Here is a 25,854-nt window from a genome sequence, read left to right on the forward strand (position 1 = left end):
GCCTCCTTGCGAAGGCCGGGCTGCTTTCTACGACTTAAGACGTAATCAGCCGCGGGTGCGCGAGCGAATCATGAAGCTGTCATAGGTGTATTCGGCAACCTGCCACCACAGATACTGGTCGGAGCGGTAGGCCTGCATTGCGTCGATCGACTTCTTGAAGTCGGCGTTCTTGCCCGACAGTTCGCCCCACAGCTCGTTGGTCGACTTCAGGCAGGCTTCCAGCACTTCATTGGTGAATGGACGCAGCTGCGTGCCGCCGGCCACCAGGCGCTTCAGCGCGGACGGGTTCTGCATGTCGTAACGTGCGTTCATCCAGGTATTGGCGTGGGCCGTGGCATTGGTGAGAATCGCCTGATAGTTCTTCGGCAGCGAATTCCACTTTTCGAGATTGCAGAAGGCGTGGATCATCGGGCCGCCTTCCCAGAAGCCCGGGTAGTAATAGTACTTCGCGACCTTCGCGAAGCCGAGCTTCTCGTCGTCATAGGGACCGACCCACTCGGCCGCATCGATGGTGCCCTTCTCGAGCGCCGGGTAGATTTCGCCGCCGGCGAGCTGCTGCGGCACCACGCCGACCTTCTGAAAGACCTGTCCGGCGATGCCGCCGATACGCATCTTGAGACCCGAAAGATCGGCGACCGTCTTGATCTCCTTGCGGAACCAGCCGCCCATCTGCGCGCCGGTATTACCGCAGGCGAAGCCGATCACGCCGAACTTCTTGAAGAACTCGTTGCCGAGTGCCTCACCGCCGCCCTGGTACCACCAGGAATTCTGCTGGCGCGCATTGAGGCCGAACGGGACCGAGGCAAAGATCGCAAACGTCGGATCCTTGCCGACATAATAATAAGAGACGGTATGACACATCTCGACGGTATTGTTCGACGTCGCGTCCAGCGCCTGCAGGCCGGGGACGATTTCGCCGGCTCCGAACACCTGGATCTGAAACTTGTTGTCGGTCATCTCGGCGACGTACTTCGCCACCTGCTCAGCGCCGCCATAGATGGTGTCGAGCGACTTCGGAAAGCTCGACGTCAGGCGCCATTTGATCTCAGGCGATGATTGCGCGATCGCCGGCGAGGCAACGGCTGTCGCGGCAGCACCGGCCGCTGAAACCTTCAAAAAATCACGACGCTTCATTCAAGTCTCCTTAAGACGGGTCGTTTCCCATATTCCTCGAGCTGTCCTCCGGCGGGCGAATTCCACGTCATCCGGGGCGCTCTGGCGGGGCGGCTTTAACACGGAAGTTCGCTATCGAAAACGCGACAAAGGCATGACTGCACTGATTAAACCAAAGTCTTAGGGGCGACGGATAAGGGCCTCAGGCCGCAGCGATAGCGCCCTGAAGCTGGTCGCGAACCCTGGTCCCGATCGCCCGGTAGATCGCGGCATGCGGACCGTCCGGTTCGCTCGCCACCACCGGGTTACCGTCATCGGAGGTGGTCCGGATCGACATGTGCAGCGGGATCTCGCCCAGGAACGGGACGCCCAGCCGTTCCGCTTCATGCCGCGCGCCGCCATGACCGAAAATGTCGGAACGCGTGCCGCATTCGGGGCACTGGAAGTAGCTCATGTTCTCGACGATGCCGAGCACCGGCACGTTGACCTTCCTGAACATCGCGAGCCCTCTGCGCGCGTCGATCAGCGAGAGATCCTGCGGTGTCGAGATGATCACCGCTCCCTTCAGCGGCACATTCTGCGCCAGCGTCAATTGCGCATCGCCGGTGCCGGGCGGCATGTCGACGACCAGAATATCGAGCGTACCCCACGCCACGTCGCGCAGCATCTGGGTGATCGCCGACATCACCATCGGCCCGCGCCAGATCATCGCGGTGTTTTCCTCGACCAGGAAGCCGATCGACATGATGGAAAGCCCGAAACGCTGGATCGGAATCATCTTCCTGTTGTCATCGAGTTGCGGCTTCTCATTGATGCCGGTCAGCCGCGGCACCGACGGGCCGTAAATGTCGGCGTCGAGCAGGCCGACGCGTAAGCCCAGGTCGCGCAGGCCCAGCGCCAGGTTGAGCGCGGTGGTCGACTTGCCGACGCCGCCCTTGCCCGAGGCCACCGCGATGACCGCGGCAACGCCCGGTATCTCCGCCTGTTTCGACATCGGCGACGCCGCGCCTTGCGGCGGGCGATGCGCGGCGACCGGTTGCACGCCGGGAGAATGTGAATGCGCATGGCGATGCGGCGCAGGCGCAGGAGACGGCGAGCCGGGCTTGCGCTCGGCCGTCAGCGCGATCATCGCCGCGGTGACGCCGGGAATCGCGCGCACGGCGGCCTCGGCCTGCGCCCGCACGCTTTCCCAGGCGCGGGCCTCCGCTGCGTCGACGTTGATGGAGAAGAACACCTTGCCGTCGGTGACCGAGATCGCCGACAGCACATTGGCATTGGTCAAGGGCACGCCGCGCGGCGACGCCACCCCGCCAAGGGAATCGAGAACCTGTTGCTGCGTAACGCTCACTCGCGCATCTCCTGAAGCCCTTTCGGTCCTGAGTGAGAACCGGGCCCTACTCTCTTGTATCGACGCGCTTTCTTGACGCGACCCGATCCACCTCGGAGCACATCCGAAAAGCGGGCCTCGTCCCAAAACGCCAGAGCGTGATGATACTTCTTCGAAACATCATCCCGCTCTATCTCTTTGATTCGAGCATGATCTTTTCGGAAAACCGGTCCCCACTTTTCCGGATCATGCTCTAGCCCGATGCGACCCATAGAGCGGTTCAGCGCAAAAGGCTACCTCGCTCCCACATCATCCCGCCGCTCGGCAGGGGCTGCGGCCGTCTCCTTGGCGGCCTCATAGTTCAGTTCGATCATGACGCCGTTGGGGTCATTGACGAAGATCTGCCAGAGGTCACCGCCCGGCACCTGCCGGGAGTCATATGCCATGCCCTTCGCTTCCAGCCGCCGCTTCATGCCGTCGAAGCCGTAGCTGGCAAACGCGACATGATGGACGACGCCGGAATCCGGCTTCTGCGGTTCCTCGGTCCTGGAAATATCGACGAGGTGCACCACCGCCTTGCCCTCGCTGTACATCCACGCCCCGGGGAAAGCAAAGTTCGGCCGGGCGCCCTTTTCCAGGCCCAGAATGTCCTCATAGAACCGGACCGTATCGGCAAGGTTGCGGGTCCGGATGTTGAAATGGTCGAGCACGCCCACGCTGACGCCCATGCGATGTCACTCCCTTTTTTGTGAAGTTCTTGAGATTGCTATCCTAGCACAAATCCGGCCCCGCCCGCCAAACGAAGGCGTTGCCCTGCCCTGCGCAGCTTGTATGGTGCGGCTCCCTCAAGAACACCCGTCCGGCCAGCCCAATGTCGCCGGCAAAACTTCAAGGTAACACACATGGCTAAAGTCGCTTTTCTCGGTCTCGGCGTCATGGGTTTCCCTATGGCAGGACATCTGGTGAAAAAAGGCGGCCACGAGGTGACCGTGTACAACCGGACCGGCGCCAAGGCTGCGGAATGGGCGGACAAGTTCGGCGGGCGCACCGCGCCGACGCCGAAGGCCGCGGCCGATGGCCAGGATTTCGTGATGTGCTGCGTCGGCAACGACAATGACCTGCGTGCGGTCACGATCGGTACCGACGGCGCCTTCGCCGGCATGAAAAAGGGTGCTGTCTTCGTCGACCACACCACCGCCTCCGCCGAGGTTGCCCGCGAGCTCGACGCCGCCGCCACCAAGGCAAGCTTCAAGTTCATCGACGCGCCGGTGTCCGGCGGCCAGGCCGGTGCGGAAAACGGCGTGCTGACGGTGATGTGCGGCGGCAAGGAAGATGCCTATGCCGCGGCCGAGCCGATCATCGCCGGCTCCTACGCCAGGATGTGCAAACTGCTCGGACCCGCCGGCGCCGGCCAGCTCACCAAGATGGTCAACCAGATCTGCATCGCGGGTCTGGTCCAGGGCCTGTCCGAGGGCCTTCATTTCGCAAAGAAGTCGGGGCTCGACGTTGCGGCCGTGGTCGAGACCATCTCCAAGGGCGCGGCGCAGTCGTGGCAGATGGAGAACCGCTACAAAGCGATGAACGAGGGCAAGTTCGATTTCGGCTTTGCGGTCGAATGGATGCGCAAGGACCTATCGATCTGCATCGCCGAGGCCCGCCGCAACGGCGCCAACCTGCCGGTGACCGCTTTGGTCGATCAGTTCTACGCCGAGGTCGAGAAGATGGGCGGCAAGCGCTGGGATACGTCGAGCCTGATGGCCCGGCTGGAGCGGTGAGTTAAAAAAGCCGGTTAAGATCGGAGAACGAGCCCCGCTTTTTGTCTCGTCAGAAGCGGGGTTCCATTTGGGGAACAGGTTAATTTTAACTTCCCGTTAACGGATATTTTTAGCTCTTTAAGTCATCGCTTAATGATTTAGCGCCACAGATAGACAATGCAAAAAGCCCGCGCGGTTCACGGGCAGGATTTGTGTTGTTTGATGAGTAACCCCGCAGAAAAGCCCGAGGTCGTGCAGCTTCCGGCAGAAGCGCCGGTGGCACCGCCGGTCAACACCCGGCGCGTGGCGGCGCAGCGGGTGCGCGAGGCGCGGGATCGGTTAACGTCATCAAGCGGCACCCGCCCGGCCTTCGATACCGAATTGCTCCGGCAATACGCCCAGACCCGGGTATCGGCCTCCTTCGTCGTCATGCTGCTGGTGGTTGCGACCGGCGTGCTGTTCGGCCTCTGGAAGGCCGTTGTGCCGGCCGCGGTCTGGACCGTCGGCATGCTCTGCATCCATGCCGCCATCATCCGCAATTGCTGGCGCTTCCTCGGCGAGCAGCCCTCGCTCGCCGCCACGCGCAAATGGCAAACCCGGTTCGTGCTGCTCGACCTGCTCTACGGCCTGAGCTGGACGGCGATCCTGCTGCATCCGGCCGGCCTCGACGTCGTTTCGAACACGATGATGATGTTCCTGATGCTGCTGGTGATCGCGGTGTCGAGCATGCTGGCGGCAACCCTCCCCATTGCGGCGATGGCCGCGACCGCGCCGGTGACGGCGGCGATCGCGCTCAATTTCGTCATGGGCGGAACCTTCGACAATTACGCGCTCGCGCTGCTTGCGGTCGCCGCCGAAGCCTATTTTGCCCTGCTCGCCCATCAGCTCCATTCGACGACCCTGGCGACCCTGGAAGCGCGCGCCGAAAAGGACGCGCTGATCGGCGAACTCGAACAGGCCAAGGCGATCTCGGACGAAGCGCGGCACCGCGCCGAATCCGCCAACGTCGCCAAGTCGCGCTTTCTGGCCCAGATGAGCCACGAGCTGCGCACGCCGCTGAACGCGATCCTCGGCTTCTCCGAAGTGATGAAGAGCGAAATCTTTGGCGCGCATACGGTGGCGGTGTACAAGGAATATTCCGCCGACATCCATAATTCGGGCGTTCACCTGCTCAATCTCATCAACGAGATTCTCGATCTGTCACGGATCGAGGCAGGCCGCTATGAGCTGAACGAGGAAGCGGTGTCGCTGGTGCACGTCGTTGCCGACTGCCACCATCTGTTGAAGCTGCGCGCGACCAGCCGCGGCATCACCATCCACGAGGTGTTCGAGCACGGCATGCCCCGGATCTGGGGCGACGAACGCGCCACGCGCCAGGTCGTGCTCAATTTGTTGTCCAATTCGATCAAGTTCACCCCACAGGGGGGCGATATCTGGCTCAAGGTCGGCTGGACCGCTTCCGGCGGGCAATATCTGAGCGTCAAGGACACCGGCTCCGGCATTGCCGAGGATGAGATTCCGGTCGTGCTGGCCTCGTTCGGCCAGGGCTCCAACTCGATCAAATCGGCCGAACAGGGCGCGGGGCTGGGCCTTCCGATCGCAAAGAGCCTGATCGACATGCACGGCGGTACCTTCACGCTGAAATCGAAGCTGCGCATCGGCACCGAAGTCATCGTCACCTTCCCGCCGGAGCGCGTGATGAGTGCGCTGGCGCCGATGGCCGAGGAGGCCCCGCCCCTGCAGCCCGATCCCACCTTCACAGCCGACGACAAACGGCGGACGCGTCACAAACCGATCATGAGTGCAGGAACCGGCTTGTAACCGGGTTGTAGCTGGAGCGCTTGCGCAAGTGACGCAAACCATTTCACTATCGATAAATGAGCAAAGAAACGCCGTGTATCGCAGTCTGCATGATGGACCCCAAAACCAAACTCTGCTTCGGCTGCGGACGCACGCTGCCGGAGATCGCGCGCTGGCACCGCATGGAGAGCGCGGAGCGATTAGCCGTGATGGAAGGCCTTGCGGCGCGCATGGCGGAAGCCGGCCTCGTGCAGATGCCGCCGCGCCCCGAGCGCGGCTGACCCCGGGACGAATCTTGGGACCAACCGGCGGAGGCGCGCTGTGATCCGCGTCATGCTCGTTCTGGCGATGCTCGCCGCTACCGCCGGCGCCGTCGTCGCCTATGGCGATCCGAACCAGATCGCGCGCGCCAGCAACTCGGTCACGAAGATGCTGCGGCAACGCAGCCTGGAGCCGGCGCCCGCCGTGCAGATCGCGCGCGGCAAGGCTGGCGAATTCGCGCTGCATGCCAAGATCAACGGCGTCAAGGCGCCGATGGTGATCGACACCGGCGCGACGTCGGTGGTGCTGACCTGGGAGACGGCGAAGGCGATCGGTCTGCCGATCGAGATGCTCGAATACAATGTCGACGTCGAAACCGCCGGCGGTCACACCAAGGCGGCGCGGCTGACGCTTGACCGTCTCGCAGTCGGTGGGCTCGTCGAAAAATCGGTGCCGGCGCTGGTGGTGCCGCGCGGGCAGATGAAGACCAACCTGCTCGGCATGAGCTTTCTCGATCGCCTGGAAAGCTGGGGCGTGCAAGCCGACAAGGTGATGCTGCACGGCTATCCCGAGGTCGCGACCAACCACAAACGCTCCCGCTCGGCGGCGAACTGATTTAAAGCGCATCGCTTGGCCGCCTGCGAGATGACTATCGTCAACGGAGACAGACGTGGCGAGTAGATCGCGCCTATTTCTGGAGGCCATGGAAGCCAATAATCGCGACGACAACGTTACCGCTCTTCGACTGATGAAAGCCGCCGCGGAGCAAGGTGATCCAGTTGCCTGCTTTGTTGCAGCGTTCTGGCACTCAGGGAGAGAGGAAGGGTTTCCAGCTAACCGAGAGCGGTGCAAATTCTGGCTTGGCAAGCTCGAAGATTTGGCGGAGGCGGACAACGGGGAGGCCCAATGGGAGCTCGGGCAGCACTTACGTTTCGGGAATCTCTTCAGCCGGAGTACCGAGCTTGCCAACTATTGGCTGGAGCGAGCGGCCAAGAATGGATACGGCGAAGCGCAGCACCATTTGGCGTGGTATTTGGAAACCGGGCAATACGGCTATCCGGTCGATCCCCGACGCTTCAGAGTCATGGTACGGCCGGGCTTTCAAACAAGAGCATCCGGAGACGCTATACCTGTTTGCCATAAGGCTGTTTATCGACGGTCGCCCGACCGACGAGGCGCTGCGGCTGCTGAGGAAGGCGGCTGACAAGGGCTCCAAACAAGCGGGCCACGTCTTGCATGATTCCCTTCATTGAGCCTGCAAGAATTAGCGAACGGCAGCGTTGATGCACGGCTATCCTGATGTTGCCGGCCGCCACAAGCGCCACCGCGCGGCGGCGAACTGTGGAATATCTCAAGCAGATTGCGGTGCGCCCGAACAAAGCGCCCGCTTAGACCTGTAACCTCGCGCGATTCGTCACGAGACCCTGCGACCCAGGCACCCCCGAGCTGACGGAGTGTCAGCACACTGGATAGCGTGAGCTGAACGACGACCAACAGCATGGCCGCAACTAATGCCCACAGATCGGCTGTCATGATTGCCTCGGCTGGGATGATGCATACGATCTAAACCACTTCCCTGCCTAAGCCTGCCTAAGGGGAGTGGCCGCCGCGCCGGTCCCTCCCCATTTTGGCTGCGGGGGACAAGCACGTCCTCGTTGCCATCGGAGATGGGCAATGACCATCAAAACCTTTTGCACGCTTGCCGCCACCATCTTTGCCCTGATCGCACTTCTGCAGCTGATCCGGATTGTGATGGGGTGGTCCGTCACCTTTAATGGCGTCGATGTGCCGTTCTGGGCGAGCTGGATTGCCGTCATCGTGGCGGCCGCGTTGAGCTTCGTCGGCTTCCGCGCCGCCATGCGCAGCTAAAGGCGAACGCCAGTCCGGCATAGAAGGCAAAAGGCGGAGGCGCGTCCAGCGTTTCCCCGCCCGCTGCAAATTATCCGCGGAGACGTCAGCCTTTCGGCCTCGATGCCTTGCGCGCCTTGTTGGCTTCCTCGATCTCGGGTTCGAGCGACTTCAGGCTCTCGTAGATCTCTGCCAGAATTGCCTTCAGGTCCGAAATGTTCTTCGACGGGAAATCGCGGACCGCAACCTCCTCGAAGTGGATGGCGATCGGGATCAGCTCTTCGACCAGCGTCCGCCCCTTCGGCGTGAGGTTGATCGCAACGGTGCGACCGTTGTCCTTCAGCCGCGCCCGCGTGACGAGGCCGCGCCGTTTCATCTCCCCGACCAGCCGCGACAACGTCGATATCTCGATCGTCGTCATCGCCGCAAGATCGCCGAGCCGCTGGTCGCCGGTTTCCCAAAGCGCGGCCATCACACGATACATCGGCAGGGTCACGCCGTAGCCGGCAATGCGCCTGGAAAACAGCTCACCCATCTGCACGCCCACGCGGTTGAGCAAATAGGGAAAGGAATTTGTCAGCCTGTACAATGCCTTGCGTCCTGCCTCGGTGCAACTTTTGCAATCTTCCAATAACCGGACGCCGATTATTTTTCAAGGCAATTGTTGCATTTGAAAATTTCTCTTGACCGATATTTGCAAATGCAACTATTGTTCAAGGAAAGTTGAGCCGTCGGACAAGAGCGGATTTCAGTGGAGGAAACCATGTCGCTGGATTCGGCATCCGACGAATTGCGTGAAACATTCAAGCGCGCGTTGCGGCGATTTCCCGCGGCGGTGTCGGTCATCACCTCGGCCGACCAGGATCGCCGGCACGGGATGACGGCGACCGCCGTGACGTCGCTGTCGCTGGATCCCCCTTCCCTGATCGTCTGCATCAACCAGGCAACGCTGCTGCATGACATCATGCTGCTGGCGCGCCGGTTTTGCGTCAACGTGCTGCGCCGCGATCAGGTCCCGCTTTCATCCGCCTTCAGCGGCGCGCTCCCGGCCGAGGAGCGGTTCGGGCTCGGCGACTGGAAGACCTCGGCCGAGGGCGTCACCTACCTCGCCGACGCGCAGATCAACATCTTCTGCAAGAAGGCGGCCGCCGTGCCCTACGGCACGCACACGATCTTCATCGGCGAAGCCGAGGTCGTGAACGTGCGCGATCCGATCGAGCCGCTGATCTACCAGGATGCGACCTACTGCTTCTCGGTGCCGCACGACAGCCAGGCCGCGTGAACCGCGCCAGCCACCTGACCGCCTTTCAATCCATCGAAGACACGGAGCAAACCAATGGTATCAGTCGCCCAGTTGAAGGACGTGCCAGCGTCACCGTCGCTTCGCCCTGATATTGCCGAGTTGCGCAGCCGCGTGGCGCAGATCGCGCCGCAGATCAAGGCGCGCGCCCACACCACCGAAAAGGCCGGCCGCGTTCCGGAAGAGAACATCATTGCGCTACGCAACATCGGCTATTTCGACATCGTCAAGCCGGCGATGTTCGGCGGCTACGAGCACGATTTCGACGTGCTGGTCGAATTGAACATCGAGCTAGCCAAAAGCTGCGCCTCGACGGCATGGGTCGGCGGCCTGCTCGCGGCCCATCAATGGCTGATCGCAGGATTTCCGGAAGCCGCGCAATGCGACGTCTGGGCCAGCAATCCCGATGCGGTGGCCTGTGGCTCCTACGCGCCGGCCGCCAAGGCAATCGAGGTCGACGGCGGCTATCGCCTCACCGGGCGCTGGTCGTTTGCCAGCGGCTGCGATAACGCCCAATGGTCGCTGTGCGCGGCGCTGTTGCCGTCGAAGACCGAGAGCGGCCAGTTCGCGCCGGCCTTCCTGCTGGTTCCGGCTGCCGACTACGTCATCGACGATACCTGGAATGTCGTCGGCCTCAGCGGCACCGGCAGCAAGACGCTGGTGCTGAATGACGTGTTCGTGCCCGCGCACCGCCTGCTGTCGTTCGCCGACACCACATCCGGAAAGACGCCGGGCGCCACGCTCTATGCCAATAACCCCACCTTCTCGATCCCGATGCTGTCGAACATTCCCTCCTGCCTGGCCTCGGCCGCGGTCGGCGCGGCGGCCGGCGCGCTGGAGGATTATCTTGCCGTGACATCGCGACGGATCACCCGCGGCGCGGTGGCCGGCCACAACAATCGCATGGCGGATTTCCCGACCATCCAGTTGCGCGTTGCGGAAGCGGCCGCCTCGGTCGATGCGGCGCGCGAAGTGCTGCTGCGCGATCTCAGGGATCGTGCGGCGACGGTCCGCGACGGCAAGCCGATCTCGATAGAGGATCGCATTGTCAGCCGCCGCGGCCAGGCGTTTTCGGTCGCACTTGCCATTCGCGCCACCGAAGCGTTGAACGCATCGACCGGCGGGCTCGGCCTCGATCTCTCCAACCCGGTGCAGCGCGCCTGGCGCGACGCCAATGCGGTCGGCCGACATATCAGCATGAACTGGGATGCCGTCGGCACCATGTACGGCCAGCTCGCGCTCGGGCTGACGCCGCAAGGACAGTACTGAAGGCCAATACTAATCAACATCAGACATCAGCGAGGACGACATGCAGGGCAAGATCGCACTAGAGGAACATTTTGCAATTCCTGACACGCTGATGGATTCGGCGGGCTTCGTCCCGGATTCTTATTGGCCGGAGCTGAAGGATCGCCTGCTGGATATCCAAGACAAGCGGCTGGCGCAGATGGACCGCCACGGCGTCGAGATGATGATCCTGTCGCTGAACGCGCCCGCGGTTCAAGCGATTCCCGACGTGGCCCGCGCCAACGAGATTGCGATCCGGGCCAATGATTTCCTCGCCGAGCAAGTGGCAAAACGCCCGTCGCGATTTCAGGCATTTGCGGCGCTGCCGATGCAGGATCCGGATCTTGCGATCAAGGAGCTCCAGCGCTGCATCAACACGCTCGGTTTCCGCGGCGCGCTGGTCAACGGCTTTTCGCAAGTCGGCGACGGCAAACGGCCGGTCTATTACGACCTGCCGCAGTACTGGCCGTTCTGGGCGGCGGTCGAGAAGACCGGCCTGCCCTTCTACCTGCATCCGCGCAATCCGCTGCCGGAGGACTGCGCGATCTATGAAGGGCATCCGTGGCTGATGGGCCCGACCTGGGCGTTCGGACAGGAGACCGCCGTTCACGCGCTGCGCCTGATGGGATCTGGCCTGTTCGATGCCCATCCGAAACTCAAGATCATCCTCGGCCACATGGGCGAAGGCCTGCCCTACAGCATGTGGCGCGTCGATCATCGTAACGGCTGGGTCAAGGCGCCGCCGAAGCACAAGGCGAAGAAGAAGATCTGCGACTACTTCAACGCCAACTTCTTCCTGACCACTTCAGGGAATTTCCGTACCCAAACCCTGATTGATTCCATTCTCGAGATCGGGGCGGACCGCATTCTGTTCTCGGTCGACTGGCCGTTCGAAAATGTCGATCACGCCTCCGACTGGTTCAACAGCGCCAGCATCAGTGAGAACGATCGCCTGAAGATCGGCCGGCGCAACGCCATCGACCTGTTCAAGCTCGATCTCGGCGAAACCACCGTCGCCGGGCAAAGCATCCATCAAGCCGCGGAATAAGCGGTCTCACAATACGCAAACACAATCTTGGGAGGGATACGGCCATGACTGCGAAAGCGATCGATCTTCACGAGGAGCTAGCCGAGGCAAAGGTCGGCAAATTTCACTGGCGCCTCGGCGCCATCATGGGATTGCTCACGCTGTTCGACGGATATGACACGTTCAATCCGGCCTACGTCATTCACTATGTCGCAAAGCCGTGGGGCCTGCAGGCCGGCCAGGCGGGGCTATTGATCTCCAGCGGGCTGGTCGGATTCCTGCTCGGGGCCGCCATCCATGGCATCATCGCCGACCGCCTCGGCCGCCGCGGCACCCTGCTCGGGGGCCTCTGGATTACCAGCATCTTCACGCTGCTGACCGCGACGTCCGCGGACTCGTTCCTGTCGTTCTGCATCCTGCGGCTTCTGACCGGCATCGGGCTAGGCGTATTGCTGCCTTTGGCGACGACCTACATCAACGAGCTGGCCCCGCGGCGGGTGGCTAACACGTTCGCGCTATGGGGCGTCGCGCTCGGCTGGGCGCTCGGCGGAACGCTCGCCGGTGTCGCCGGCGTGTTCGCGACGCCGGCGTTCGGCTGGACCTCGTTGTACTGGATCGGATCGCTGTCGTTCCTACTGCTTCCTTTCATGCACTACATGTTGCCGGAGTCACCGAAATTCCTTGCCCTCCAAGGCCGCACCGGCGAAATCCGCGACATGCTCAGCAAGCTTCGGCCCGAGCGCGCAGGCGTCTATCAGTCGGCCAAAATTGCCGTCGGGGCGTCCGAGAAGCCGGTCAATTCGGTGGCGGTGCTGCTGCATTCCAAATATCGCCGGACCACGTTCGCGATCTGGGCGTCGGCGTTCCTCAGCCTGTTCTGCATCTTCGGCCTGTCGGGATGGATTCCGACCGTGATGATGCAGCGTGGAGAAACCTTCGCGGCCAGCTTCGGCTTCGGCGCGCTGATGCAGATCATGTCGTTCGTCGGCGCTCTCGTGCTTGGGCATCTGGTCGACAAGTCCGGCAGCAGCCGCGGGCTGATCGCAACCTGGTGGGCGATCGGCGGCCTCGCCGTGCTGTCGCTCGTGGTGCTGAATGACCACATCGTCAACATCACGTCGGTCGCGGCCGCCGGTTTCTTCATCATCGGCGCGCAGTTCGTGCTGAACAACTTTACCGCGGCTTCCTACGAGACCGGCGTGCGCGCCACCGCGGTTGGAATGGAACTCGGGGTCGCGCGCGTCGGCGCCATTCTCGGACCGTTCGTTGCCGGCGCGCTTCAGCAATATTACCAGAGCCCGACGCCGATGTTCCTGTCGATCGGCGTCTCCGCGATCGCCGCCGGGGCGATCATCCTGCTGGCCCGGCAGCCGGCGACAGCCCCCGCAAGCGGCCTTGAAGAGACGGCCACCTTGCGCAAGGTTGCACAGCCCGCTTCTTGAGGCGGAGCATCAATGCGGAAAGTCCGGCTCCGGAACGATCCGGGGCCGGCTATATCTTCCGCAAAGGAGCAGCCATGCAAGACTTCGTCTACCAGAGCGCGCCGATGCGGGTGGTATTCGGCACCGGCACGCTGCGTCAATTGCCCGACGAATTGTCCCGCCTCGGCGTCACGCGCGCGCTCGTGCTGGCAACCTCGCGCCAGAAAGATCTGGTCGCCGGCATCCGGGAGATGATCGGGGAGCGCTTCGCCGGCGTCTTCACCGGAGCCGTCATGCATACGCCGGTCGAGGTGACGGAACGGGCGATGGAAACCGTGCGCGAGGTGCGGGCCGATTGTCTCGTGGCGATCGGTGGCGGTTCGACCACCGGCCTCGGCAAGGCGATCGCCTTGCGAACCGACCTGCCGCAGATCGTGCTGCCGACCAGCTATGCCGGTTCGGAGATGACGCCGGTCGTCGGCCAGACCAGCGGCGGGATCAAAACCACGCAGTCGAGCCCGAAAATTCTTCCCGAGGTCGTGATCTATGATGTCGACCTCACCATGACGATGCCTCCGGGCTTGTCCGCGACATCGGGCATCAACGCCATCGCGCATGCAGTCGAAGCGCTCTACGCCCGGGATCGCAACCCCGTGATATCGCTGATGGCGCAGGAGGCTATCCGCACGCTGGCGCACGCCCTGCCCAAGATCTGCACCCGGCCAGACGACAGGGCTGCGCGCACCGACGCGCTCTATGGCGCTTGGCTCTCTGGCATCTGCCTCGGCGCCGTCGGCATGGCCCTGCATCACAAGCTCTGCCATACGCTGGGCGGGTCGTTCAATCTACCGCATGCGGAAACCCACACCGTCATTCTCCCGCATGCCCTCGCCTACAATGCGCCTGCTGTACCTGACGCGATGACGCGTATCGCTGCCGCGCTCGGCGTGAGCGACCCGGCGCTCGGCCTGCATGATCTGGCGCGAAAGCTTGCTGCGCCGGCATCGCTACGCGAGATCGGCATGCCCGAGAGCGGCATCGATCAGACCGCCGACCTCGCCGTGAAGAACCCCTACTGGAATCCGCGCCCGGTCGAGCGAGCGGCAATCCGCGAACTGATCGCGCGGGCCTGGCGCGGAGACGCTCCGGAAAATGCGATCGGCTAGTTCAGGACATAGACCATGCCTGGGCGAAGCGAAACCGGCCGGCTATTGAGGCGGCGCGGGCGAAATTTGAAGCGGCGAAGGCACGAGCCGATTGAAGGAGCAGGCTGCTTCGGTCGCGGCCTTTGGCTTTTGTTCGCACGCCGCCAAGGCGGCCTGACAGATTAGGCCGCTGCCAACGCCGCTGCGCGATCCTCGACCAGCGCGATCGCATCGCGCAGCACGTCGACGCCGGCGCCCGGCTTGACGCCCTTCTCCGCCAGATGGCGGCGGAAGGCACGCGCGCCGGGAACGCCGTGAAACGCGCCGACGAAATGCCGCGTCATCGAATGCAGCTTTGCGCCTTGCGCCAACTGGTCTTCGATATAGGGAAACATCGCTTCGAAGACGTCCTTCATGGTGGCGTATGGTGCCGCCTCGCCGAACAATTCGGGATCGACGTCGAGCAAACGCCAGGGCTCCTGGTAGGCCGCCCGCCCCAGCATCACGCCGTCGACATGGTCGAGGTGCCGCGCAGCCTCCGCAATACTGCCGATGCCGCCATTGATGATGATCGGAATACCTGATAGCGCAGCCTTGAGTCGATAGACCCTGTCGTAATCGAGCGGCGGGATGTCGCGGTTTTCCTTCGGCGACAATCCGTTGAGCCAGGCTTTTCGGGCATGCACGACCAGCGCGTCCGCGCCGGCCGCGACCACGCCGCGCGCCAGCACGTCGAGGGCCACTTCCGGATCTTGGTCGTCGATGCCGATCCGGCATTTGACCGTGACGGGAATCTTGACGGCGCGCTTCATGGCGGCAACGCCATCGGCAACCAGCGCCGGCTCCGCCATCAGGCAGGCGCCGAAACGGCCGTCCTTCACCCGGTCGGACGGACAGCCGACATTGAGGTTGATTTCGTCGTAACCGAAATCCTCGCCGATCTTCGCAGCGGCGGCGAGATCATCCGGCTCCGACCCGCCGAGTTGCAGCGCCACCGGATGCTCGCTTGGATCGAAGCCAAGCAGCCGCCTGCGGTCGCCATGAATAATGGCGCCGGTCGTCAGCATCTCCGTGTAGAGCCGCGCGCGCCGGCTCATCAGACGGTGGAACACGCGGCAATGCCGGTCGGTCCAGTCCATCATGGGCGCGACGGAAAAACGATAGTCTTGCGATTCCAATTGGTTACCGTAACCGTATGTTCTTCAACATTAACGCCGTTATACTATTTCCGCGAAAATAGTATAGCCGCCGAGCGCGCGTAATCGCCAAGCCGTCCATAACAGCGGCAATATCCTCCACAGAGAACTCCTAGCCATATAAAGCCAACTCCTCAGAAACGTCGCTGGGCGATCGCCATTCGCGATCCATCTGCGAGGGATCACTCGCTGCGCATTGACGTCATTATGGAGGAACGGCAATCGAAAGAGGAGTGTCGATCAGTAGCGAAACGGATTTCGACACCCTCTCCGATCGGGCGTCAGATCGCGTCGTCGACGATCAAATGCGGCTTGCCCTGCGAGCAGGATTCGACACGTGCCCTGATGCGAAAGGTTGCGGCAAGGTTTTCCGGCGTCAGGACGCCAGCCGCCGTGCCGAAATCGTGCAACGTTCCATCACAGAGGAGAGCGACCTTGTCGGCGAATTTCAGTGCCAGGTCGAGATGGTGCAGCGCGATCAGCACGAGCATACCGTCGTCATGCGCAAGGCGGCGCACCTGTCGCATCGCTTCCAGCTGGCGGTGCATATCCAGCGCGCTGGTCGGCTCGTCCAAGAGCAGCACCTGCGGTTCGCGCACGAGACATTGGGCAAGCCCGACGAGCTGGCGCTGTCCACCGCTCAGCTCGGTAAGGACTTCATTGGCAAGATCGCCCATATCGAGTGCTGCCAGCGCCTGGTCCACCGCCACCAGATCAGACCTCCCCAGACGCCAGCCGCTGACCTGCTTGCGCGCAAGAAGGATGGATTCGAATACAGTCAGCACTGCGCTTGCCGTTTGGTCCTGAGGCATGTAGGCGACGGCGCGATCTGCATCGCGCACACCTTCCAGCCGGCACTCGCCAGGTCCCGGAAGAATGGCTGCCAAGCGCCGGAACAGCGTCGACTTGCCCGCAGCATTCGGTCCAATGACAGCCACCACCTCGCCGCCATAACAGGGCGGAAGCGTCACATCACGTAGCACCTGGCGTGATCCGTAGCGGGCGCCGAGGCGATGCGTGCTCAGCACTACCATATGTCTCTTCCGCTTCTCAGGATCAAATAGAGGAAGACCGGCAATCCGATCGCCGAGGTGACGATGCCGATCGGCAGGACAGCGCCCGGTACCGCGATTTTGGCCAGGACGGAGCTGGACGACATGATCAGCGCGCCAGTCAGCGCGCTCGCGGGCAGCAGGAAGCGCTGGTCTTCGCCGACCATCATGCGGGCGATGTGCGGACCTACGAGACCGATAAAGCCGATCGTGCCGACAAACGCGACGGGGATCGCCGTCAAAAGGGAGACAAGGATCAGGGTTTCGAGCCGCAGGCGCCGCACGGGAATGCCGAAGCTCGCCGCGCGCGCCTCGCCAAGACGTAACGCCGTCAACTGCCACCGGCGGCGCAGAAACACCGGCAAGGTTATCGCCACGACGAGCGCGGTGATGGCGAGCTTGGGCCATGTCGCCTTGGTGAGGCTGCCCATGGTCCAGAAAACGATGGCCGCGACGGCTTGCTCGGCCGCGAAATATTGAACGATAGCGAGGGCCGTATTGAAACTGAAAACCAGCGCTATGCCCAAGAGCACGATCATCTGGATCGAGGCTCCGCGCCGAAGGCTGGCCAAATGGATTAGGAAGGCGGTTGCCATGGCCACGACGAAAGCGTTGGCCGCGACAATGTAGTCGCCTACCATGGGAACCAGCGCGACGCCGAAGGCGAGCGCCAGAGCTGCGCCGAAGCTTGCACCGGCGGAAATGCCTAGCGTGAACGGACTCGCCAGCGGATTGTTCAAGATGGTCTGCATCTGAGCGCCGCCGATGGCTAGCGCCACACCTACCACGACGCCCATAAGGGCCGATGGCATGCGGATCGACCAGACAATGACACGCATCTGCGCATCCGCCTCTGCTGGCAGGAAAAGCGTGCGCACAACCTCGCCAAGACCGTAGCTCGCCGGCCCGGTCGAAAGGTCGCCGACCAATGCCAAGCAAACCCCGACCACCAGCGCAAGGAGAACGATCCACCGCCTGACGCTGAGCGCCTGATAGGTGTCGCGTCCGGCTATTGTCAGCGCTTCGGTATGGAGATCTGTCATCGCTGGCCGTCGGAAAGGCTGACGCTATAGCCGGGGCGGTAGTCTATCGGCAGGAAGCGACGATGGTATTCAGCAAAGGTTGCGTCGGGGTCCAGATCGGCAAACAGGTCGGGGTGGAACCACTTCGCCAATTGCTGGACGGCAAAAAACTCGTATGGGCTGTTGTAGAACTGGTGCCAAATGCCGTGAAAATTCCGCGCCTTCTTTGCCGCGATACCGGTATAGGCGTCGCGGGTAGTGAACCATTCGAGCTTCTTGCGCGTCAGGCGAGAATCCGCCCCTGGTCCGAGCGGAATCCAGTGGCCGCCGGGCACGTAGGCTTGCCAGTCGGCGCTGGTAACCACCACATGCGCGGGATCGGCGACGATGACCTGTTCGGGGCTGATCTGCCCAAAAGTCGAAGGGATGATATCGCTGCCGATATTATGGCCGCCGGCGAGTTCGACATATTTGCCGAAATTCTCCGCGCCGAAAGACAGGCAGCAATCCTGCGAGTAGCCGCCGATCCGCTCGACGAACACATTGGGGCGTTTCGGTTGTTTGGCGGCAAGGACGTTGGCAACTGCAGCCATGGCCTGGCGGCGGAACGCGATGATCTCTTCGGCACGCGCCTCTCGGCCCATGATCCTCCCCAGCAGCTGAATGGTCGGCTCGGTGTTTTCCAGCGGACGGTGGCGAAAATCGATGTAAAGAACCGGTATGTTCAGCGCCGCGAGCTTCTCAATGTAATTGGCGTCCTTGTTGGCCTGCATGGCCTCAAGATTGAGCAGCACCACATCGGGCTTCTGGATGATCGCCGATTCGATGTCGATCAGGCTGTCCTCCTGGCCCTTAAAGGCAGGGAGCTTCGCCAACGCGGGAAACACTTTGAGGTACTGCGCGTAAGTGGCCGGGTCGGCCGCGATCAGATCGGTGCGCCAGGCAACCACATGGGCCAGAGGATCTTTGGGTTCCAGCGATGCGATAAGATAGAGCTGCCGACCTTCGCCCAGAAGCATGCGCTTGACCGGCGCGTTAAGCGTCACCTGGCGGCCCGCGATATCGGTGAGCGTAACTGACGCTTGTGTCTGTGTCGGTCCAGGTTCGACGGCAAACGCTGCTGTCGGAAGCAAAACGATCAGGACAAGAGCCATCACCGCGGCATGCAGCAGCGATCGGTGTTCCGTCATGACCGGATTCCTTTTCGAGTGGGGTGCGCGATTTTGAGCCATATGCCGAGAGCGGACAAAAATGACAAGGCGTAAAGCGTGGCGACGAGCGGGAAAGCGGCTTTAAGACCAAAGAGCTGGGTAACCGCGACGCCGGCGATGATGCCGCTGGCGGAAGCACCCTGTTGGGAAGCTTGCGCGAGACCCAAGACCGAACCTTGTCGATCATGAGCCACGGCTACCGAAATGAGCGCAAGAAGGACCGGCGTCGTTCCCCCGAGAAGCATACCCCAGATGAAATACAGCAACGCAAATACGACAACGGAGCTGGTGCTTCCCGCCAGATGCGTCACCAAAACGCACGCCGCCGAAATGAGCACGTTCCCGCCCAGCACATAGAATGGTGTTCTATTCTCGAAGAGCCGCGCCCACAGCGGCGCGGCCACGACAAAGCCGCACGCCAGCAGCCCGTAAGTGAGGCCGGCGACCCAGTGACGGGCGCCAAATACCTGGGTCATGTACAGTGAGAAAGGAACCTGCAGGACCATGCGGCTGGCAAGCAGCATCCCCATCAAGGCAAGAAGAGCTGCGATGGGAATACCTGTCGACGCCGTAGGCTTTGCGGTACCCGCATTCCAGGGATCGGCGGCAACAGCTCCTGGCGTCGGTACGGGCAGGCTCAACCAGGCAACAGCAGCGCACAGCGCACAAATTGCCCCGGCGGTCAGATTTATTGCGGCGAAAGGGAAGCTATCGAGAATGAGCCCGCCTAGAAAGGCGCCGCCCAGCGAGCCCACATTGGTGGCAACCTGAAGCCAGGCGAAGAGGCTTGCGCGATCCTTCCCGCCGGTAATCTGCACGCCATAGGCCTGCGCTGGGGCGATATAGCCGGCGCAGGCGCCCTGCAAGAAACGCAGCGCCATGATCGTCCAGACATCCTGTGCAACAGCAACAAGGAGTTGCGTGACCGCTAATCCGCCGAGCGCCCGAACCATCATCAGCCGATTGCCGTAGCGATCGCCCATTCGCCCCCAAAAGGCGCTGGTCAGCGACATGCCAATCATCGGGCCAACGTAGACACCAACACCTGCTAACCCAAAGACGCTGTCGGAGGGGCTCAACGCTTTGATCTGGATCGGCCAGAATGGACCACTCATTTCCATGGCACCCATGGAAATGAATTGCAGCCCGAACAGCAGAACAAAAACCGGTCCGAAGCCGCGAACCGCGGCAGAAGCATTTGTCATTCCGCTGAAGCCATTGGATTTGGCAGCTCGTGCTCAACGCGGTAGTCGCGATAACGCTCCAGATGCATCCGTAGCACCGAGCGGGTCGGCCAGGGTTTCTCGAGGAAGGCCTTACGTTCTTCCATCCAGAACGCGTCCGACAACATGCGCGGCCTGAGCGCGTCGAAAGCTGCCGCGGTCTCTTCCCGCAGGATGCGCCAAAGGCTCGTGCCCGGCAGAGCATAATGTTCGTGAAGGCAGAGTGCGACCTCATGAAGGTGGCAGACGAAGCAGGCATCGATGACGAATGAGCGCACGAGGCTGATATCGTCATCAAAGGTGGTGGGCAAGATCCCCGCGCGAGTGAAGGGCTTGAGGTGGTGCCCTCGTTCCCTAAAGAGAGGTGAAAAGCTGCGGCCGTCGCCGAAATCACGGATCAGCAGTTTTCGCGGGCGGCCGGTTTCATCGAACAGAATCGTGCTGTTTTGCTGATGCGCCTCAAAGGCAATTCCGTAAAGCAGATATATGGCAAGCGTCGGCTGGATGACGGTCGCTGCATAGGTACGGAAGAACGCAGATACGGCTGCTTCGCTTTCATCGCCGTTTCTCGCAATCAATTCGCAAATGAGCGGGCGGCCATCGATCGGGCTTGCCGTCAAGAGTGCCGCGACGGTGACCGGTAATAGCCCATCATTTCGCGCCAGTGCGTCGGCGTTGCGGTAGACAACCGAAAGAAAGCGGCCGGGATGCTCATCGGCCGTTACGGGGTGGCGCAGGATTGCGCCCAGCTCTTCGGTGAAGATCTCCAACCTGTCACACAGATCCCTCTCCTTCGACAGAATTTCGGAAATCAGGGTGCTGAGACGCGGCCCCATGTGAATCGACTTGGCCTGCAGCGTGCGCTGTTCGCTGGTCATCCAGATCGCCACAGGCAGTTTGATAAAGGGCCGCGGTTCCCGTGTGTCCGGCAACATGGTGCGGAACGACATTGACGGCAGCGTCACGACGTCCGGGCCATCCGGGTCGAAAACGCCGGAAGCAATCTCGGACGCGAATTCACGGCGCACGAAATTTTCAAGGTGCCAGATATGGACAGGTAGAGGCAGCCAGTCCTCGGGAGCCTTGCCACGCTCGTTCAATCCTTCGGTCCAGTCGCGCCAGAGCTCGGGGAAGTTCTGCGCGAACCATTCCGAATAGCTGCCGACATGCGGCATCTTCTCCACATAGGACCATTCCTTGCGTAGCGCTGCTATCCGGACCCGCACGCGGGCACCGAACTCCGGCGACAACGCAGCGACGTCCTCGGGTGACAGGGACTTGGACTTCCAGGTCGGATAGAAAGGGTGACCTTCCAGCGCGCCCCATTGATCGAGGGTCATGGCCGCCAGATGCGGCGGCAGGCTCTTTTCCAGATATGCGAGGAATTCCCGCGCGCCTGCTTCGGCCACCTTCCCTCTCAGCTCGGCGCTCCAGACCTCCCGATGACGGCGCGCCAGGATGTCGTTGCGCATGCTGTCCTCGACGTCGCGTATGAGCTGCTCGACGCCATCAGATGCAGGCGAGATCGCCAAGGCGGGCGCGACCTGCCCGATCAGCTCCGAGGGATCATCGATCCGGCGCCGAGCGCCGGTCTCGTCCAGTACCTCGACAGAACCGCGATTTTGCAACGTTCCGGCCGGCGCACGACGCAGGTCGGTGAAATGCAGGACCCGGCGTGACTGCCAAAGCGGGAGCCATGCTTGGTTGCCGTCGCGCGCCCACAATAACGCATCCGGTTCAAGGAGACGTTCGGCGAACAAGCAGCGGACCAACCGGTTGAGCGCATTGCGCGATGCGCCCAAGCGAAGCTGCGCGGCGCGCGCCTGAGCTTCGGCATTTGCGGGGGAAGACATCCTCTCGTCCATTACGCTTCCTCCGGCCAGTTGGAGGGCAAACAGGCCGGCGCGCCTTCGGCGAGCCCGCCGTGGTAGTTGAGCGCCCAGTTGTAGGTTTTCGTGATAGCGGGAGTTGCCACTTCAAGCCGCGCGGCCAATTCCACGAGCAGCGCCTGCCCGAAGGCAATGTCTTCGTGGAAAGCGCGGCTTGCGCGATCGATGACAAGGCCGGGCCCATCCGGATTGGGGACAAGTGGGGCGCGAATGCCTGCGTAAGCACGGTTTGTTCGCAGCAGCGTATACATGGCCCGGTTGTCCTCGATCTGGCTGCCATAAGCCTCGATCAATTCCTGTCGGAGCGGCTTCACCGAACTCAGATCAATGCGAAGGCGTGACTCGACCGCATGGCGGATTGCCTGGTTTTCCGCATCGCAGGCCTCCAGCAATTCGGCGCCGGCACGCGGGCAATCGCTCCACCAGCAAAGGGGACGGTCAAAGGGCTTGTTTTCCCAGGGTGCGCCGGGGCCGATCAACGCATAGAGCACAGCTGGATGCATCAGTGCGTTGCCCGGCGTCAGCGTGATTTCCAGATAATCCTGCAGCAGGGTGACGGGAGCTTCATAAAGGCGGCCCAGCATCGCACGGAGCTCGGCGCGGCTCGCTGCGGTCTCGCGGCGATGAAGCGCCGCGAAGAGCTGAGCCTTGGCGCCCCCCATGCGCACCCGCTCGCCTGGGACCAGGTCAAAGGCGGTATGGGGTACGTCCTTCATGCCCCAGATCACCACATTGTATGTGCCCGAAAGGGCTTTGGCCGCGAGCCAGTTGAAGCCGCAAAAGCCGGGAATCGCGCCGACATAGATGTGCCTGTCCCGGGGAAGGTGCCGTGCGACGTCGTGTAGAAGCGCGGGCCGCGCGTGCGCCGGCTGCGTCACGATCACCATATCCGTGTTTGTGAGTGCCTCGCTCGGATCGGCGCCAACATAGTCGGGCCGCCCGCTCAAGACATGGCCGTCCGGCGTCTGGGCCCGCCAAACACCGTCTCCGCTCGTCCACCGATCGGCGACGGCAGCCGCTCCCGTCAGCACGGAAACAGTAATACCTGGGCGCTGCTTGAAGAGCACGGCATTCAAATGCCCAGTGCGCCCTGCACCGCAGATCGTCACCTTCATGCCGCGCGCGCCCTTCCGGTTATCCAGGCGTCGAGCTGTGCGGCGATTGTCGGATCCAACAGATCGCGCTTGGCCATCCATTCATCGTCGAAGACCGAACCGAGATATTTCTCGCCACCGTCGGCAACGGGCGTGACCACCGTGCCGGACAGCTTGCCGGCCGCAATAAATTCCAGCGCCTTGTAGATGGTGCCCCCGGTCGAGCCGCCGACCAGGAGCCCGTGGCGTCGCGCGATAAAACGTGCTGTTTCGAAGGCCTGAGTGTCGGTGACCTGTACCCCTTCATCGATGCATCCATAGTCGAGCACCTTGCCGATTTCATCGCCGGCGGGCGTTCCTGTGCCCGACTGGTAGTAGGGATGGCCGGGTTTGCCGAAGACGATCGAGCCGGCCGGTTCCACGGCGATCGTGCGGACAGCAGGATTAACCCGCTTCAGACGCTGGGCGATACCGGTCATTGAGCCGCCAGTGCCGACACAGCCGACAAAGGCGTCGACGCCGTCTGGAAGCTGTGCCAGGAGTTCGTCGACCAAACCGGCATAGCCTTCCGGGTTTGCCGGATTGTCGGACTGGTTCATGAACAACGCACCAGGAAGCTGGGCACCGAGTTGGGCGGCCAGCCGCTGGCGCTCCACCACCGCAACCTCGTCTTCCCGAAAATCGCCTTCGACATAACGAATTTCCGCGCCCAGCGCGCGCATCATGCGGATCTTGTCCGGCGCGGCGTGATGATCGACAACGGCAATGAAGCGTAGGCCCAATTCCAATGCGACTATCGCCAGTCCGATCCCGGTGTTTCCGGACGACGATTCGACGATCGTGCCGCCCGGCGCGAGCCGCCCGTCCTCAAGCGCGGCAAGCACCATGCTGCGCGCCATCCGGTCCTTCATGGAGCCACCCGGATTGTTCTTTTCCAGCTTCAGCACCAGCGTGGCGTCGCTGTTGGGTACGGCAATCGGCATTACCGGAGTTTGGCCGATCAACTGGCTTACGGTCGTGCAGAGCATTGTGCCTCTCCTATTGTGTCTGGAACGAGCGTTGGCTGCCCTTTTGCATCCTGAACCACGCAAAGCCGGCTCGGCATCGGGTGGCGATGGAATTCGTTTTCAAGGAGGTCCATCTGGTAACCGCCGGTGTTGGCGTAAACCAGCAAATCTCCCGCGCGCGGAGCGATTGGAAAGGTGAGCCATCGATTGCAAAGGACGTCCTCGTCCAGGCAGCTATGGCCCGCCAGATATGCTCGGATCGGTTTTGCGGCGACCGGCGGCGATATGGAAGGAACCAGGATGGGATCGACCAGGAATTCGGAGGCAAACCAGGTTTCGCACGCGCTGAAGCTGCTGCCCTCGACGAAGACGACATGAGCATCAGGGCCAACGACCTTCACGCGCAACACCCGGAAGACGGAAATCGCGGCCTGATCGGCCAGTGCTCGCCCCGGCTCCATCCCCAGCACCAGCCCCTCATGGACAAGATAGCTCGATAAGCTGCGGCCATCGGCGATCGGCGCGCGCAGCAGGCAGCGCAGCCACTCGGCCGCGGAAAGGCTCCCCCCGTAGGGATAGAACGAGGCCGGCACCTGCCCGGTGCGGTAATCCTCCGGCATCTGTGCCCCAAGATGCGCCTGATAGGCGCGCTCATCGACATATTGGATCGGCAACCCGCCCCCAATGTCGATCATGCGCGGCGCAAAACCTTGTGCGCGGGATTCGCTGATCAGGCCGGCGACTTCTCCAATCGCCTGCGCACGAGATTCCCAACCATAGCCACCCAGGTGGAAGTGCAGCCCGTCAAAGCGCAACCTGCTTTCGCCGGCAATGCGCGATAGACACTGCCGGATGGCCGCCGCCGGCATGCCGAAGCGACTGCGCGCCTGGTTGGTGGGGCGCAAGCGCAGCAGCACCGCCTGAACCGGGCCGCCCTCTGCTGGCAGCAAGCGGATCAAATCTTCGAGCTCCTCCGGTGAATCGATCGATATCAGAGCGCTGCAGTTGATGAGTTCGTTGTGGAATGCCGCGGTCTTCGCCGGACCCGTCGCCACAAGTTGCGTGCCGTCGGCGCCGAGCCGCCTGGCATCTCGCAACTCATAAAGACTTGAGACGTCAATGCCGGCGCCAGCGCGCAGAGCTGCCGCCAACAGTCCGGGCGATTTGTTGACTTTCGCTCCGTAAAAGAGCGCATGCGCAACACCGCTCTCGCGCAAGACGCCTGTGAGTACCGCGAGATTCCTCTGCAGCTCGTCGGGCCAGATCAGATTGACCGGGGACCCATGTCGGGCGACCCAATCGATCAGCAGCGGGCCGTTGCCAGCCAGGAGCTTCGCCGTGCTTGGCCGCAGAATCGGTGAGAGGCCCGCGCCGGGCTTATGGCAATGCAAGGTCATGACCTCGCCCTTTTGGCATAGGCTACGGCGCGTTCTGTCGGAGCAAGGTGGCGCAAGCTCTCCAGCGTTAGGTTGCAATTGGGCAGACCCTGATCAAAAATATGTCGCGTGGTCTTGCACGGAAATTTTCGGCCACTGCGCGCCATCGCGCGGATGCACGCAGGCGTGATCGTCTGGCCAGGGCGCCAGCTCTCCACCCGCACTGTGTTGTAGTCCAGGAGAATCACCGGCACGACAGGCAGTTGCAGGCGGTGCGCGACGTTTAGCCGGTGATGACCGTCCATCACGAAGAAGGCGTCCTTCTCCGCCGTGATCGGAACAGTCCAGCAACCCGTGCGGAGGATTTGCGCGTGCAGCTCCGCTACCCTGTCGGGATCGACCTCTTCGGTCGGGATCAAGCATGTTGGCGAAAGGAGGCAAACTTTCATATCGACCAACCTGATTTTTGTCAGCAGGAACCGTCCATGAAGCGCATGCGCC

General features: G+C 62.3%; 25 protein-coding genes. 11 read left to right on the top strand and 14 right to left on the bottom strand.

Going from position 1 to position 25,854, the window contains the following annotated elements:
- Positions 1 to 45: 45 nt before the first annotated feature.
- From C7G61_RS09050 to C7G61_RS09060, 3 genes are all read right to left on the bottom strand, one after another.
- Positions 46 to 1,134, bottom strand: a complete 1,089-nt coding sequence (locus tag C7G61_RS09050; RefSeq protein WP_108513755.1) for a TRAP transporter substrate-binding protein — start codon at positions 1,132 to 1,134, stop codon at positions 46 to 48.
- Positions 1,135 to 1,315: 181 nt separating this feature from the next.
- Complete coding sequence (locus tag C7G61_RS09055) at positions 1,316 to 2,461, bottom strand: Mrp/NBP35 family ATP-binding protein (protein WP_108513756.1); 1,146 nt, start codon at positions 2,459 to 2,461, stop codon at positions 1,316 to 1,318.
- Between the two features lie 272 nt (positions 2,462 to 2,733).
- Positions 2,734 to 3,168, bottom strand: a complete 435-nt coding sequence (locus tag C7G61_RS09060) for a VOC family protein (RefSeq protein ID WP_108513757.1) — start codon at positions 3,166 to 3,168, stop codon at positions 2,734 to 2,736.
- 174 nt (positions 3,169 to 3,342) lie between these two features.
- Between C7G61_RS09060 and C7G61_RS09065 the strand changes: the two genes are divergently transcribed.
- The 6 genes from C7G61_RS09065 to C7G61_RS09090 all read left to right on the top strand — a co-directional run bounded on the left by C7G61_RS09065 (position 3,343) and on the right by C7G61_RS09090 (position 8,124).
- Positions 3,343 to 4,215 (top strand): NAD(P)-dependent oxidoreductase, encoded by an 873-nt coding sequence (locus tag C7G61_RS09065; RefSeq protein ID WP_108513758.1) that lies wholly within the window; start codon positions 3,343 to 3,345, stop codon positions 4,213 to 4,215.
- Positions 4,216 to 4,416: 201 nt separating this feature from the next.
- Positions 4,417 to 6,015: a sensor histidine kinase gene (locus C7G61_RS09070; RefSeq protein ID WP_190241736.1), complete on the top strand. Its 1,599-nt coding sequence runs from the start codon at positions 4,417 to 4,419 to the stop codon at positions 6,013 to 6,015.
- Positions 6,016 to 6,071: 56 nt separating this feature from the next.
- The gene (locus C7G61_RS09075; protein WP_108513760.1) at positions 6,072 to 6,275 is read left to right on the top strand and encodes a DUF1289 domain-containing protein; all 204 of its coding nucleotides are present in this window, start codon (positions 6,072 to 6,074) and stop codon (positions 6,273 to 6,275) included.
- A 40-nt stretch (positions 6,276 to 6,315) separates the two neighbouring features.
- Positions 6,316 to 6,870 (top strand): TIGR02281 family clan AA aspartic protease, encoded by a 555-nt coding sequence (locus C7G61_RS09080; RefSeq protein WP_108513761.1) that lies wholly within the window; start codon positions 6,316 to 6,318, stop codon positions 6,868 to 6,870.
- 55 nt (positions 6,871 to 6,925) lie between these two features.
- Positions 6,926 to 7,459, top strand: a complete 534-nt coding sequence (locus C7G61_RS09085; protein WP_108513762.1) for a tetratricopeptide repeat protein — start codon at positions 6,926 to 6,928, stop codon at positions 7,457 to 7,459.
- Between the two features lie 470 nt (positions 7,460 to 7,929).
- A complete protein-coding gene (locus C7G61_RS09090) occupies positions 7,930 to 8,124 on the top strand; it encodes a hypothetical protein (protein WP_108513763.1) in 195 nt (64 codons plus the stop codon).
- Between the two features lie 85 nt (positions 8,125 to 8,209).
- Here the strand turns inward: C7G61_RS09090 and C7G61_RS09095 are convergent, their stop codons facing one another.
- Positions 8,210 to 8,692, bottom strand: a complete 483-nt coding sequence (locus C7G61_RS09095; protein WP_202975763.1) for a MarR family winged helix-turn-helix transcriptional regulator — start codon at positions 8,690 to 8,692, stop codon at positions 8,210 to 8,212.
- A 174-nt stretch (positions 8,693 to 8,866) separates the two neighbouring features.
- On the opposite strand from C7G61_RS09095, the gene C7G61_RS09100 reads away from it, so the two are divergent.
- The 5 genes from C7G61_RS09100 (at position 8,867) to C7G61_RS09120 (ending at position 14,304) form a co-directional block, all read left to right on the top strand.
- Entirely contained in the window at positions 8,867 to 9,385 is a 519-nt protein-coding gene (locus tag C7G61_RS09100; protein WP_108513764.1) for a flavin reductase family protein, read from the top strand.
- A 54-nt stretch (positions 9,386 to 9,439) separates the two neighbouring features.
- Complete coding sequence (locus tag C7G61_RS09105; protein WP_108513765.1) at positions 9,440 to 10,672, top strand: acyl-CoA dehydrogenase family protein; 1,233 nt, start codon at positions 9,440 to 9,442, stop codon at positions 10,670 to 10,672.
- A 40-nt stretch (positions 10,673 to 10,712) separates the two neighbouring features.
- Entirely contained in the window at positions 10,713 to 11,738 is a 1,026-nt protein-coding gene (locus C7G61_RS09110) for an amidohydrolase family protein (RefSeq protein WP_108513766.1), read from the top strand.
- Between the two features lie 44 nt (positions 11,739 to 11,782).
- Positions 11,783 to 13,159, top strand: coding sequence for an MFS transporter (locus tag C7G61_RS09115; protein WP_108513767.1), 1,377 nt, complete (start codon positions 11,783 to 11,785; stop codon positions 13,157 to 13,159).
- A 74-nt stretch (positions 13,160 to 13,233) separates the two neighbouring features.
- The gene (locus C7G61_RS09120; RefSeq protein ID WP_108513768.1) at positions 13,234 to 14,304 is read left to right on the top strand and encodes a maleylacetate reductase; all 1,071 of its coding nucleotides are present in this window, start codon (positions 13,234 to 13,236) and stop codon (positions 14,302 to 14,304) included.
- Positions 14,305 to 14,465: 161 nt separating this feature from the next.
- Here the strand turns inward: C7G61_RS09120 and dusA are convergent, their stop codons facing one another.
- From dusA to C7G61_RS09170, 10 genes are all read right to left on the bottom strand, one after another.
- Positions 14,466 to 15,461 carry a tRNA dihydrouridine(20/20a) synthase DusA gene (gene dusA / locus C7G61_RS09125; protein WP_274542262.1) on the bottom strand — a complete coding sequence of 332 codons (996 nt, stop codon included), beginning with the start codon at positions 15,459 to 15,461 and terminating at the stop codon, positions 14,466 to 14,468.
- Between the two features lie 299 nt (positions 15,462 to 15,760).
- Positions 15,761 to 16,513 carry an ABC transporter ATP-binding protein gene (locus C7G61_RS09130; protein WP_108513769.1) on the bottom strand — a complete coding sequence of 251 codons (753 nt, stop codon included), beginning with the start codon at positions 16,511 to 16,513 and terminating at the stop codon, positions 15,761 to 15,763.
- A complete protein-coding gene (locus C7G61_RS09135) occupies positions 16,507 to 17,574 on the bottom strand; it encodes a FecCD family ABC transporter permease (protein ID WP_108513770.1) in 1,068 nt (355 codons plus the stop codon). The genes C7G61_RS09130 and C7G61_RS09135 overlap by 7 nt, the downstream gene beginning before the upstream one ends.
- Entirely contained in the window at positions 17,571 to 18,743 is a 1,173-nt protein-coding gene (locus C7G61_RS09140) for an ABC transporter substrate-binding protein (RefSeq protein WP_190241737.1), read from the bottom strand. Before C7G61_RS09140 ends, C7G61_RS09135 begins: the two co-directional genes overlap by 4 nt.
- Positions 18,740 to 19,969 carry an MFS transporter gene (locus tag C7G61_RS09145; RefSeq protein WP_108513771.1) on the bottom strand — a complete coding sequence of 410 codons (1,230 nt, stop codon included), beginning with the start codon at positions 19,967 to 19,969 and terminating at the stop codon, positions 18,740 to 18,742. Before C7G61_RS09145 ends, C7G61_RS09140 begins: the two co-directional genes overlap by 4 nt.
- Entirely contained in the window at positions 19,966 to 21,852 is a 1,887-nt protein-coding gene (locus tag C7G61_RS09150) for an IucA/IucC family protein (protein ID WP_190241738.1), read from the bottom strand. Before C7G61_RS09150 ends, C7G61_RS09145 begins: the two co-directional genes overlap by 4 nt.
- Positions 21,852 to 22,991 carry an NAD/NADP octopine/nopaline dehydrogenase family protein gene (locus C7G61_RS09155; RefSeq protein WP_108513772.1) on the bottom strand — a complete coding sequence of 380 codons (1,140 nt, stop codon included), beginning with the start codon at positions 22,989 to 22,991 and terminating at the stop codon, positions 21,852 to 21,854. The genes C7G61_RS09150 and C7G61_RS09155 overlap by 1 nt, the downstream gene beginning before the upstream one ends.
- The gene (locus C7G61_RS09160; protein WP_108513773.1) at positions 22,988 to 23,998 is read right to left on the bottom strand and encodes a PLP-dependent cysteine synthase family protein; all 1,011 of its coding nucleotides are present in this window, start codon (positions 23,996 to 23,998) and stop codon (positions 22,988 to 22,990) included. The genes C7G61_RS09155 and C7G61_RS09160 overlap by 4 nt, the downstream gene beginning before the upstream one ends.
- A complete protein-coding gene (locus tag C7G61_RS09165; protein WP_108513774.1) occupies positions 23,980 to 25,374 on the bottom strand; it encodes a Y4yA family PLP-dependent enzyme in 1,395 nt (464 codons plus the stop codon). Before C7G61_RS09165 ends, C7G61_RS09160 begins: the two co-directional genes overlap by 19 nt.
- Positions 25,371 to 25,802 (bottom strand): ParB N-terminal domain-containing protein, encoded by a 432-nt coding sequence (locus tag C7G61_RS09170; RefSeq protein WP_108514082.1) that lies wholly within the window; start codon positions 25,800 to 25,802, stop codon positions 25,371 to 25,373. Before C7G61_RS09170 ends, C7G61_RS09165 begins: the two co-directional genes overlap by 4 nt.
- Positions 25,803 to 25,854: the final 52 nt, after the last annotated feature.

It is taken from the genome of Bradyrhizobium algeriense, assembly GCF_003062295.1.
GTDB lineage: Bacteria > Pseudomonadota > Alphaproteobacteria > Rhizobiales > Xanthobacteraceae > Bradyrhizobium > Bradyrhizobium algeriense.